The following is a 12008-nucleotide window of genomic DNA, read 5'->3' as shown; positions in this document are numbered from 1 at the left end:
GCCGGTCCCTGCTCCTAGACCTGGTACCCCCACGCCCTGGCGATCTCCGCGAGCCGGGGCGGCAGTTCCACCGTCGGGTCGGCCGTGCGGGCGGGCTGGATCTGGCCCGACTTGATGGTCTCGCTCCAGTCGCCGAGCTGGGGGCGGAAGTTGCCGTGGTTCTGGCTGCCGTAGTCGAGCATGCCGCTCTCCCACGGGACGCCGAGGTAGTCGCACAGGCCGCGGGTCGTCTTCTCCGGGTCGGCCGTGAGGTCCTCGTACTTGATCACATGGACTTCGAGGTTCTGCCGCGCCTCTTCCAGCTTCTCGGTGTAGCTGGTGACCTCGGCCAGGATCGCCTCGTGGTCGGGCACCTTGCGGCGGTCGGTCAGGGACGCGATGATCGCGCCCGGGTGACGCAGCAGGAGGATGTAGCGGGCGTTGGGCCAACATCGGTCCATACGCGGCCAGATGAGGGTGTTGGGCGGCGTCTTGTCGACGATGATGTCCTTGCCGCTGCGCTCCAGCTCCAGGTGCAGGATCCGGTCCCAGAGCAGGTGCTCCAGCTCGACCTTGTCCAGCTCCAGCGCCTTCATGGCGGCCGGGGTGAAGGTGCGGGTCATCTGGACGTGCACCGTCCGCAGGTGCATCTCGTGCGGGGCGCGGATCCGGCTGTGGCTGTTCAGCAGGACGCGCAGCAGCGTCGAGCCCGAGCGCACGGAGGACAGCACGAAGACCGGGGAGTCCACCAGGCGCGGGGTGGGCGGAGCGACGTACGCGGGCTTCTTCGGCTTCGGCTTGGCCGGCTGCGCCGGCACCGCGTTCAGGGTGCGGCGGGGCGGGGTCACCGCCTCGACCATCAGCCTGCCGCGGCGCCTCAGTCCCTTGCTTATCGCGGACATGCGTGGGTCTCGCACGGTGACACCTTTCTCTGTCGTTGCCTCCGTATAACACGGTTGGAAAGCAAACACCAGGTGGCGCGGAGGCGACAGGCAGTGGTCACGGCACCCTGAAAACCGGCCATGACCTGCCCATTTACCCCTCTCTTAATTATTCATGGGAATGCAACAAATCAGAAGCGGCCCGAGCCGCGGTACAGCTCCAGCTCCCCGTCCAACTCGACGGCGAGCACCGTGGCGTAGGGGTCCAGGTCCGCCTCCGCCGGCGGGTCGATCCACAGCACGCCCGGTGCCTCGTGCAGGCCGCCGATGATGCGGTGGGGCAGTTCGGTGCCGGTGCCCAGGACCGTGACCCGGCGTACCCCGCTGACGATGCCGCGTACGCCGATCTCGGCGCGCGGGATGTCGAAGAGGGTCAGATAGAGGGTGCGGCCGTCCGCCGAGATCGTGCTCGGCCCGTAGTGGTGGCCGGCGGGCAGTCCGCGCACGGTGCCGTACACGGCGTCCGCGTGCCTGGCGATCCAGTCGCCGAGCCCTTCGAGGCGCTCCACCTGCTCGGCCGGGATGGTGCCGTCCTCCATCGGGCCGACGTCGAGGAGGAGGTTGCCGCCCCCGCCGATCGTCTCGGTGAAGTAGCGGATCAGCTGGCCGACCGACTTGTGGTTGTGGTCGTGGTGCTGGTAGCCCCAGGAGTCGTTGATGGTGAGGCACAGCTCCCAGGGGCCCTCCGGCGGTATGACGGGGGCACCCTGCTCGGGGGTCGCGTAGTCGCCCTCGCTGAGCATGCGGGCGTTGAAGACGACGTGCGGCGAGTACGAGCGGATGAGCGCGGCGAGTTCCGGGATGCGCCACTGCTCCTCGCTGCGGTCCCACTCGCCGTCGAACCACATCAGGTCGGGCTTGTAGCGGCTGGACAGCTCGCGGATCTGACCGTCCCGGTAGGCGATGAACCGCTCCCAGGCATCCAGATCCTCGAACTCGGCCGCGACCTCCGAGTAGCGGTTGTCCTCCTGCTCCGGCGGGCGGCCCGGCTTGCGTGTGGAGGCGTAGTCGGGGTGGTTCCAGTCGGAGTGCGAGTAGTAGAAGCCGACCTTGAGGCCCTCCTCGCGCAGGGCGTCGGCGTAGCCGGTCAGGTAGTCCCGCCCCAGGTTGAGATCGCCGTACGCGGTGTCCCACAGGGCGACCCCGTCGTGGTGGCGGCTGGTCAGGACAGCGTACTTGGCCCCGGCCCGCGCGAAGAGCTTCGCCCAGGAGCGCGGGTCGTACTTCGCGCCGGTGAACCGGTCGAGCTGAGACATGTACTGGTCGTGCGGCACGATGTCGTCGTAGAACGACCAGGACTCCTGGACGCCGTCGACGGCATAGATCCCCCAGTGGACGAAGATCCCCAACTTGGCGTCGGTGAACCACGGCTGCATGGGCACGGCTGAACTCCTCGGCGGAATAGGGAACTTCAAGGACTGCGTGAAGAAGGGGCGGGGACCGCGAAGTCCGGTGCGGCAGTGCTGCCAAGGGGCGCGGGGAACTGCGCGACCAGCCACGACGGGCCCGCAGTCGACGACGCACCGGACTCCAGCGATGCGCTCAGCCGCGCGTCAGACGCAACGTCAGTACCTGGAACGGCCGCAGTTCGACCGCGACCCCACCATCGATAACCTCGACGTACTCGTCCGGGAGCGGCCGCTCCAGGAGGTCCGTCGCCTTGACCCCGGCCAGCGGGAACCCGGTCCGCAGCACACCCTGCCCACGACCACCGCGCGACTCGTAAAGCCGGACAACGACGTCACCGGACCGATCGTCGGCGAGCTTGACCGCCTCGACGGTCACCCCCTCGCCGACCACCGACACGACCGGCTCCGGAGCAGCCGCCGCATCAGCCACCCGCAGGGGCAAGTTGAGGGAGTACCCCTCAGCCACGGCGTCCTCGATGCTCGCCCCAGGCAGCAGCGCATAGGTGAACCGGTGCCGCCCCTGATCCGCCCCCGGGTCCGGGATCCGCGGGGCGCGAACCAGGCTGAGCCGCACCGTGGTCGTCGTACCCCCGTCCTCGCGAACCGTACGGGAGACGTCGTGACCGTAGGTCGAGTCGTTGATGACCGCGACCCCGTAGCCGGGTTCCCCGATGTGCACCCAGCGATGGCCGGAGACCTCGAAACGGGCCGCCTCCCAGCTGGTGTTGGTGTGCGTGGGCCGCTGCACGTGGCCGTAGGCGATCTCGGCGGACGAGTGCGGCGCCCTGATGTCCACCGGGAAGGCCGCCTTGAGGATCTTCTCGGCCTCGTGCCAGTCGATGTCGGTCTCGATGTCGATGCGCGGGCTGCCCGCGCGGACCGTGATCGTCTGAGTGACCGTCGAGCCCTTGCCGAAGGACCGCGTGACACGGATCGCGCCGACGAGCGGGTCCTCCTCGACGACCGCGACGGAGTCGGCGTCGAGGAGGTCCGTGTAGCGGTTCTTGTAGTGCTTGTCGATGTCCCAGGCGTCCCAGTAGTTCGGGAGGTCGGTGTGCAGGCGCAGCAAGTTGCCCTTGTCGGCGAGGACTTCACGACCGGCGCGAAGGTCGCGTACGGAGGCCAGCGTGCCGTCCTCCGCCAACTCGACGCGCACCAGGCCGTTGTCGAGGACGCGGCCGGTGACGGTAACGGGCTGCGCGGGCTCGGCGGCGGCCAGCGGCACGGTGCCGCTCGCGGGGACCTCCACGAACACCGGAGCGCCCTCCGCCGTACGGACGACCTCGGCGCGGTCGTACGGGCTGGTGTTGAAGACGTGGGAGGAGCCACTTCCCAGCGCGGCGACCGCCTCGGCCGTGAGGGCCTCCAACTCCTGTGCCACGCGGGCGTATTCGGCCTCGGCCTCGCGGTGCACCCAGGCGATCGACGAGCCCGGCAGGATGTCGTGGAACTGGTGGAGCAGGACCGTCTTCCAGAGGCGGTCGAGCTTCTCGTACGGGTAGGCGTAGCCCGGCGCGTGCAGCGCGGCGGTCGTCGCCCACAACTCGGCCTCGCGGAGCTTGTGTTCGCTGCGCCGGTTGCCCTGCTTGGTGCGGGCCTGGGAGGTGTAGGTGGCGCGGTGGAGTTCGAGGTAGAGCTCGCCGACCCAGACCGGCGCGTCCGGGTACTCCTCACGCGCCTTCGCGAAGAATTCGTCGGGATGCTCGACGACGACCTTCGGGGAGCCCTCCAAGTCGGCGAGCCTGCGCGCCCGTTCCATGATCTCGCGGGTGGGGCCGCCGCCGCCGTCGCCCCAGCCGAAGGGGGCCAGGGAGCGGGTGGCGCCGCCCTTCTCCTGGTAGTTGCGGACCGCGCGGGACATCTCCTCGCCGCTGAAGCGGGCGTTGTAGGTGTCGACCGGCGGGAAGTGGGTGAAGATGCGGGTGCCGTCGATGCCCTCCCACCAGAACGTGTGGTGGGGGAACTTGTTGGTCTGGTTCCAGGAGATCTTCTGGGTGAGGAACCACTCGTTGCCGGCGAGCTTGGCGAGCTGCGGGTAGGCCGCGTTGTAGCCGAAGGAGTCCGGCAGCCACACGCCCTTGGTCTCGACGCCGAAGTGCTCCATGAAGAACCGCTTGCCGTGGATGAACTGGCGGGCGACCGCCTCGCCGCCCGGCAGGTTGCCGTCGGCCTCCACCCACATACCGCCGACCGGCGCCCACTGGCCCTTCTTGACGGACTCCTGGATGCGGGCCCACACCTGCGGGTAGTTGTCGCGCACCCACTCGTACTGCTGGGCCTGCGAGCAGGCGAAGATGAAGTCCTCGTACTCGTCGGCCAGCGAGGTGACGTTGGAGAAGGTGCGGGACGTCTTGCGCTTGGTCTCGCGGATCGGCCACAGCCAGGCGGAGTCGATGTGGGCGTGGCCGACGCCGGAGATCACGTGGGCGCTCGCGTTCGCGGGCTTCGACAACACGGGCACCAGGGCTTCGCGCACGGCCGTCGCCGAGCCGGCCACGTCGTCCAGGTCCAGGAGGTCCATCGCGCGGTCCAGCGCGTGCATGATCTCGTGCCGGCGCGGGTCGTGCTCGCCCAGCTCCAGCATCAGCTCGCGCAGCACCTGCACGTCGAGGTCGAGGTGGAAGACCTCCTCGTCGAGGACGGCGAGGTCGGCGCGCTGGAAGGTGTAGATCGGCTTGTCGCCGGCGGTGAGGATGTCGCCCATCGGCGTGATCTTCGAGAAGTTGTCGGCGAGGATGTCCGGGTTGGAGGCCGCCTCGACCAGGTAGTCGATCTGCTCGCCGCCGGTGGCCGGGTTGGCGATCGCCACGTACTGGTTGAGCGGGTTGACCGCCTTCAGCGGTGTTCCGTCGGCGAGGTGGACGAGGGCCTCGGCCTGGTTGCCGGGCCAGTCCCCGATGAAGCCGAGGTCGATGACCGCCTCGACGCGCTTCCCGGCCCACTCGGCGGGCACCTGCCCGCGCATCCGGAACCAGGTCGTGCCCCACGGCGGACCCCACGGGGTGTCCATCGCGAAGGGGACGTAAGGAGCGGCTGCCGCCTCCTCGAAGGAGACCGGCTCGCCCGGTGCCTGCCAGGCCTCGACCTCGAAGGGCGCGGTCGCGGCGTAGATCGCGGGCTTGATGCGCTGGTCGTGGAGGCGCTGGACGCGCTCCTCGATCCTCCGGCGTTCGTCGTGCATGAAAGTCTCCAGACAGCGTGCGGGGAAAGCGCTTACTTAAGGTACGCCAGGCCGGGGTGGACCGCGGTGTATCCGTCGACCAGTCTGCGGGCCACGTTCACGGAGTCGACCAGCGGGTGCAGCGCGAACGCCTTCACCGCGGTCGTACGGGATCCGGACTCGGCGGCTGCCAGGACCTCACGCTCGACGCCCTTGACCGCGCACACCAGGCCGGTGGCGTGGTCGGGCAGCGGGGCGACGGCGACCGGGTGCGCGCCGTTGGCGTCGACGAGGCACGGGACCTCGATGACGGCATCGTTGTCAAGGACGGAGAGGCTGCCCTGGTTGCGCACGTTGAGGATCAGGGTGGTGCGCTCGTCGCGGGCGATGGCCCGCATCAGCGCCAGTGCCACCTTCTCGTAGCCGCCGGAGAGGTCGTCGGCGTCGCGCTCGCCGGCGCCCGCCGTCTCCCGGTTCTCCGACATGTAGGTCGCCTCGCGCTCGGCCCGGGTGCGGTCCCAGGCGGTGAGCGCGGCGGCGTCCGGGCGCTTCATCTCGTCGTAGAAGTGCGCCTGCTGGTCGCGCAGGAAGGCGCCGCGGGTCTTCTCGGCCTGCTGGTAGGAGCGGACGGCCTCGCGGTTGAAGTAGTAGTAGTGCAGGTACTCGTTGGGGATCGCGCCCAGGGACTGGAGCCACTCCACACCGAAGAGCTTGCCCTCCTCGAAGGAGCCGAGCAGGTCGGGGTCGGCGAGCAGGCGCGGGAGTTCGTCGCGGCCGGCGACGCGCAGGCCGCGGACCCAGCCGAGGTGGTTGAGGCCGACGTAGTCGATCCAGGCCTCGTTCGGGTTGGCGCCCAGGACGCGGGCGATACGGCGGCCGAGGCCGACCGGCGAGTCGCAGATGCCGATGACGCGGTCGCCGAGGTGGCGGGACATGGCCTCGGTGACCAGGCCCGCCGGGTTGGTGAAGTTGATGACCCAGGCGTCGGGTGCGAGTCGGGCCACCCGCTGGGCGATGTCGACGGCGACGGGGACCGTGCGCAGGCCGTAGGCGATGCCGCCCGCGCCGACCGTCTCCTGGCCGAGGACACCCTCCGCCAGGGCCACCCGTTCGTCGTCGGCACGGCCTTCGAGGCCGCCGACACGGATCGCGGAGAAGACGAAGTCGGCGCCGCGCAGGGCCTCGTCGAGGTCGGTGGTGGCGACCACCTCGGGGGCGTCGGGCACGCCGGCCGCCTGCTCGGCCAGGACGCGGGTCACGGCGGAGAGCCGGTCCGCGTCGAGGTCGTGCAGCACGACCCGGGTGACCCGGCCCTCGGCCTGGTCGCCCAGGAGCGCCCCGTACACGAGGGGCACCCGGAATCCTCCGCCGCCCAGAATCGTCAGCTTCACGCTCGCACCTTTCCTGCCACGATCACCTCGACGCCCGCTTCCTCCAGGGAGGACCGCGTCGCCGCGTTCACCGGGGCGTCCGTCACCACCACGTCCAGGTCCTCGGGACCGCAGACCTTCGCCATGCCCGTACCCGGGAACTTCGCCGAGTCCGCCAGCAGGACGATCTTGTCGCTCGCCTTGATCATGGCCCGCTTGACCGGCACCTCCACAACGGTTGTGTCCATCACCTGCCCGCCCGGGCGCAGTCCACTGGTGCCGAGGAAGAGCCAGTCGGCGTGCAACTGGCTCAGGTTGTCCTCTGTGAGGAAACCGACCAGGGAGCGATAGTCGCGGCGGACCACGCCGCCGAGCAGCACCAGCTCGATGTCCTCGTCGTCGGCGAGCTCCTCGTAGACCACCAGGTTGCTGGTGATCACGGTGAGCCGGCGGCCGTGCAGCTGGCGGGCCAGCCGGTAGGCGGTGGTGCCGATGTCGAGCAGCACCGACTGACCGTCCTTGATCAGCGCCGCGGCCCGGGCCGCTATGGCGTCTTTCTCGGATACGCGCACCTCGGCGACCTCGGCGAAGGGCTGGTCGCCGTTCTCCACCACCGCGCCCCCGTGCACCCGCGAGAGCAGGCCGTCCTCCTCCAGTTTCAGCAGGTCACGCCGGATGGTGGCGGGGCTCACACCCAGCTGCTCGGAGAGATCGGTCACGGCCGCGGGGCCACCCGAGCGCAGGGCCCGCAGGATGAGTTGGTGTCGTCGTTCTGCCAGCACGTTGTGAACACTACTCGTCATTCGCAATCATTTCTATGCTCAGTTCTGCTCGACTCTTGCCAAACCTTCGGGATGGGCGCACGATTCCGTGCACCGAAGTGAAAGGTTTTGACGAGTGGACGCATCCGTGGATGACGACCGGCCCGATGTGCTGCTGACCGGGCTGCTCTTCTACGACGTCGTCCTCACCGGACTGGGCAGGCCCCCGACACCCGGTGAGGAGATCTGGACGGCGGGCATGGGCAGCAGCCCCGGCGGCATCGCCAACCTGGCGGTGGCCGCGGCCCGGTTCGGTCTGCGGACCTCCCTGGCGACGGTCTTCGGCGACGACTTCTACGGCGAGTACTGCCGTGACGTCCTCGCCGACCAGGAAGGCGTCGACCTCTCGCTCTCCCGTACCGCGGACGGCTGGCACACCCCGGTCACCGTCTCCATCGCCCACGGTCACGACCGTGCCCTGGTCACCCACGGCCAGGAGCCCCCGTACTCGCAGGACGTGCTGATGGGCGACCCGCCCGAGGCGCGCACCGCCCTCGTGCACATCGAGGCGCAGCCCCGCGCATGGCTCGGCAAGGCGGCCGCGAACGGCACGCTGATCTACGCGGACGTCGGCTGGGACCCCACCCAGCAGTGGTCCACGGACCTCCTCGACCAGCTCTCCCTGTGCCACGCCTTCCTCCCCAACGAGGCCGAGGCGATGGCGTACACCCGCACCGACAGCGCGGTCGCGGCGCTCGGCACGCTCACCGAGCTGGTGCCGGTGGCCGTGGTCACGCGCGGCGGGGACGGCGCGATCGCGGCGGACCAGACGACCGGCGAGTACGCGGAGGTTCCGGCCCTCGACATCGATGTCCTCGACGCGACGGGCGCCGGCGACGTCTTCGGCGCGAGCTTCGTCGCGGCCTCACTCGGCGGCTGGCCGCTGGAGGAGCGGCTGAAGTTCGCGGTGCTGGCCGCGGGTCTCTCCGTACGGCACCACACGGGAGCGCTGGCCGCACCCGGCTGGTACGGCGTCGACCGCTGGTGGCGCTCGCTGACCGACCCCGGCCTGAAGAAGGCATACGGATTCCTCGCGGACCGCATCCCGGCGGACGTCGGCCCGCCGGTGCACCACGCCCCGGTCACCCCACCCGCACCGCTGCCCTGATCCCTCCAGAAAAACGACCTTCAGTACCACGAACAGGAACAAACAGGAGTGACTCGTGGACCTTACTCGTAGAGGCTTCCTCCAGGCCGCCGTACTCACCGCGGCTGCCTCCGGCCTGACCGTCGCCTGTGGCGGCGACTCGGGATCCGGCGGTACCAAGAACGGCAAGAACCTCACCATGTGGTACTGGGGCGGCGCCCTCAGCGACAAGGTGGTCGCCGAGGCCAAGACGCACTTCAGCAGTCAGATCAAGCTGACCAGCTCCTCCATCGGCGGCGACTTCAAGCAGAAGCTCACCACCACACTCGCGGCGGGCGGCTCCTCCGTGCCGGACATCACCGGCATCAAGGGGGAGGACATCGCCTCCTTCCTGCCCAATGCCGACCGCTTCCTCGACCTGAACGACCTGGGCTTCAAGAAGATCTCCTCCCAGTACCTGGAGTGGAAGACCAAGCTCGCCCAGACCGAGGACGGCAAGCAGATCGGATTCCCGATCGACATCGGTCCCACCGCGCTCTTCTACCGCGCGGACCAGTTCGAGAAGGCGGGGCTGCCCAGCGACCCGGCCAAGGTCGCCGCCGAGGCCAAGACCTGGGACGACTACTTCGCGCTCGGCACCGAGCTGAAGAAGGCGCTGCCCGGCACCTTCCTGCTCAACAACATGGGCTCGGTGTTCAGCATCATGGTCGGCCAGGGCACCACGCGGTTCATCGACCAGGACAACCACTTCATCGGCGACCAGGACCACATCCGCGCCGCGTGGGACACCGCGGTCCGCGCCTACACGCTCGGCCTCGACGCCAAGATCAACGACAACAGCTGGAACGCCGCCGTCGGCAAGAGCCTGACCACCGAAGTCGGCGCCGCCTGGCACGCGCTGGACATCGAGTCGGCGGCCCCGGCCACCAAGGGCAAGTGGCGGGTCTGCGCGACGCCGGGCGGGCCGGCCAACCAGGGCGGCTCCTATCTGACCCTGCCCAAGCAGTGCCGGAACCCCGAAGAGGCATTCAAGATCATCAGCTGGATCCTCAGCCCGGACAACAACGCCAAGAGCTTCACCGACGCCGTCATCTTCCCCGCCTCCCCGGCCACGTACTCGATGGCGGCCATGACGGGCCCCGACGCCTTCTTCGGCGGACAGAAGATCATCGAGGTCTTCGGCCCGGCCGCCGAGGCCATCCCCGTCAGCTACGAGGCACCCGCCGACTCCGCGGTCATGGCTCCCTTCATGGCCGAACTGACCAGCATCGAGGCCAAGGGCAAGAAGCCCGACGACGCCTGGAACGACGCGGTCAGCCAGGCCAAGCAGATCGCCCGGCGACAGGGGGTGAACTGAGGTGTCGTCACCTCCGGTCACCGGACCCGCCACGGTGCCAGAGCACCGTGGCGGGCCGGGCCCGGCCCGCTTCCGCCCGCGGCGCACCCCGCCCGCGGGCGTCGCGCGGCCCGAACGTCGCGGAGTGCTGTCGTACTGGCGGCAGTACCTGGCGATCTCGCCCTTCTACCTGATCTTCATCGCCTTCTCGTTCGTCCCCGTCTTCTATTCGCTGTATCTGGCCTTCCAGCGCTACGACGGCCTGGGCGCCAAGCAGTTCGTGGGCCTGCAGCAGTTCGAGTTCCTCTGGAGCGACCCGGTCTTCTGGCTGTCGATCCGCAACACCCTGGCGATCTGGGTCCTGTCGACCGTGCCCACGCTCTTCGGCGCCCTGGTCCTGGCGACCGTGCTGCATTCGGTGCGCCGCTTCAAGGGCTTCTACCGCATCGCCCTCTACGTGCCGAACGTGACGTCGATCGTCGCCGTGGCGATCTTCTTCGGCGCGGTGTTCAGCAACGACTTCGGCCTGGTCAACGCGATCCTGGGCATGGTCGGCATCTCACCTGTCCCATGGCTGAGCAACCCATGGCTGATCAAGGTGGTCATCGCGCTGCTGATGACCTGGATGTGGACCGGCTACAACATGATCATCTACCTGGCGGGCCTCCAGGCCATCCCGCAGTCGGTCTACGAGGCGGCCAAGATGGACGGCGCGGGCCCCATCCGCACGTTCTTCCAGATCACCATCCCGATCATGCGGCCGATCATCCTGTTCACCGTCGTCATCTCGACCATCAACGGTCTGCAGAGCTTCAGCGAACCCCAGGTCCTCTTCGCCAGCAACGCCGCCAACCAGAACCTCGGCGGCCCGGGCCAGGCGGGCCTGACCACGCTGCTGTACTTCTACCAGTCGGCCTTCCTCGACAACGACTACGGCTACGGCGCGGCCATCGTGTGGGCCTTCTTCGTACTGATCATCGTGCTCGTCGTCATCAACTGGCGCATCGTGCAACGAGGGAGGAAGTCATGACGACAGCCGCCACGCCACGGCCGGCCACGGGCACGAAACGGCCGCGCCGCCCCAAGGGCCTGTCCGCGCACGCCTTCCTCATCCTGGCCGTCCTGATCTCGGTCTTCCCGTTCGTGTGGACGATCGTCATGGCGACCAACACCACCCGGGACATCTACAAGAGCCCACCGAAGCTGACCTTCGGCTCCCATCTGCTGGAGAACATCCGGGGTGTGCTCGACACAGTCGACTTCTTCGGGTCGATGCTCAACACGGTCGTCGTCGCGTGCGTCACCACGGTCCTGGTGCTGTTCGTCGACTCCCTGGCGGCCTTCGCCTTCGCCAAGTTCGAGTTCCCCGGGCGCAAGATACTGTTCGGCACGCTGCTGGTGTTCATGATGCTGCCACTCCAGCTGGCCGTCCTGCCGCAGTTCATCCTGATGTCCGAGATCGGCTGGGTCGGCATGCTCAAGGCGCTGGTCTGGCCCGCCCTCTCCAACGCCTTCGGCATCTTCTGGCTGCGCCAGTACATCGAGAACGGTGTGCCCGACGAACTGCTCGACGCGGCGCGCATCGACGGCGCCGGGTTCTTTCGTCAGTACTGGAACGTCGCGCTGCCGATGATCAAGCCCGCGATGTCCTTCCTCGCCATCTACGCCTTCGTCGGTGCCTGGAACGACTACGTCTGGCCCCTCATCGTGCTCACCAACCCCGAACACGTCACGCTCCAGGTGGAGCTGGCCCAGCTCAACGTCGGCCACAACACCGACTACAGCATGGTCATGGCCGGTGTGCTCATGGCGTCCATCCCGCTGGTCGCGGTCTTCGCGATCTTCGCGCGCGGGTTCATCGCCGGCGCCACCGAAGGCGCGGTACAGGGCAGCTGAACCGCTCAC

General features: G+C 68.7%; 9 protein-coding genes. 4 read left to right on the top strand and 5 right to left on the bottom strand.

Annotated elements, in window-relative coordinates:
- Positions 1-14: 14 nt before the first annotated feature.
- The 5 genes from AC5DRG_RS43750 to AC5DRG_RS43730 all read right to left on the bottom strand — a co-directional run bounded on the left by AC5DRG_RS43750 (position 15) and on the right by AC5DRG_RS43730 (position 7641).
- On the bottom strand, positions 15-881 hold the full coding sequence (locus tag AC5DRG_RS43750; RefSeq protein ID WP_491805456.1) for a sulfotransferase family protein: 867 nt from the start codon (positions 879-881) through the stop codon (positions 15-17).
- A 170-nt stretch (positions 882-1051) separates the two neighbouring features.
- Positions 1052-2302 (bottom strand): alpha-L-fucosidase, encoded by a 1251-nt coding sequence (locus AC5DRG_RS43745; RefSeq protein ID WP_491805454.1) that lies wholly within the window; start codon positions 2300-2302, stop codon positions 1052-1054.
- 160 nt (positions 2303-2462) lie between these two features.
- A complete protein-coding gene (locus tag AC5DRG_RS43740; protein ID WP_491805452.1) occupies positions 2463-5510 on the bottom strand; it encodes an alpha-mannosidase in 3048 nt (1015 codons plus the stop codon).
- Between the two features lie 32 nt (positions 5511-5542).
- On the bottom strand, positions 5543-6880 hold the full coding sequence (locus AC5DRG_RS43735) for a 6-phospho-beta-glucosidase (protein ID WP_491805450.1): 1338 nt from the start codon (positions 6878-6880) through the stop codon (positions 5543-5545).
- Positions 6877-7641 (bottom strand): DeoR/GlpR family DNA-binding transcription regulator, encoded by a 765-nt coding sequence (locus tag AC5DRG_RS43730; RefSeq protein ID WP_491813318.1) that lies wholly within the window; start codon positions 7639-7641, stop codon positions 6877-6879. The genes AC5DRG_RS43735 and AC5DRG_RS43730 overlap by 4 nt, the downstream gene beginning before the upstream one ends.
- Before the next feature lie 127 nt (positions 7642-7768).
- Between AC5DRG_RS43730 and AC5DRG_RS43725 the strand changes: the two genes are divergently transcribed.
- The 4 genes from AC5DRG_RS43725 (at position 7769) to AC5DRG_RS43710 (ending at position 11999) form a co-directional block, all read left to right on the top strand.
- The gene (locus tag AC5DRG_RS43725) at positions 7769-8788 is read left to right on the top strand and encodes a carbohydrate kinase family protein (protein ID WP_491813317.1); all 1020 of its coding nucleotides are present in this window, start codon (positions 7769-7771) and stop codon (positions 8786-8788) included.
- A 55-nt stretch (positions 8789-8843) separates the two neighbouring features.
- A complete protein-coding gene (locus tag AC5DRG_RS43720; RefSeq protein WP_491805448.1) occupies positions 8844-10124 on the top strand; it encodes an ABC transporter substrate-binding protein in 1281 nt (426 codons plus the stop codon).
- A gap of 124 nt (positions 10125-10248) precedes the next feature.
- The gene (locus AC5DRG_RS43715; RefSeq protein WP_491813316.1) at positions 10249-11133 is read left to right on the top strand and encodes a carbohydrate ABC transporter permease; all 885 of its coding nucleotides are present in this window, start codon (positions 10249-10251) and stop codon (positions 11131-11133) included.
- Positions 11130-11999: a carbohydrate ABC transporter permease gene (locus AC5DRG_RS43710; protein ID WP_491805446.1), complete on the top strand. Its 870-nt coding sequence runs from the start codon at positions 11130-11132 to the stop codon at positions 11997-11999. The genes AC5DRG_RS43715 and AC5DRG_RS43710 overlap by 4 nt, the downstream gene beginning before the upstream one ends.
- Positions 12000-12008: the final 9 nt, after the last annotated feature.

The sequence above is a fragment of the Streptomyces sp. JLBG701 genome (assembly GCF_058544905.1).
Note: the sequence above shows the minus strand (reverse complement) of the source record. Positions and strands in the feature narration are given on the sequence as shown.

Bases quoted from the DNA above. Each gene is read 5' to 3' on its own strand.
- AC5DRG_RS43710 (WP_491805446.1), top strand. From the start codon at position 11,130: ATGACGACAGCCGCCACGCCACGGCCGGCCACGGGCACGAAACGGCCG.
- AC5DRG_RS43750 (WP_491805456.1), bottom strand. From the start codon at position 881: ATGTCCGCGATAAGCAAGGGACTGAGGCGCCGCGGCAGGCTGATGGTC.
- AC5DRG_RS43740 (WP_491805452.1), bottom strand. From the start codon at position 5,510: ATGCACGACGAACGCCGGAGGATCGAGGAGCGCGTCCAGCGCCTCCAC.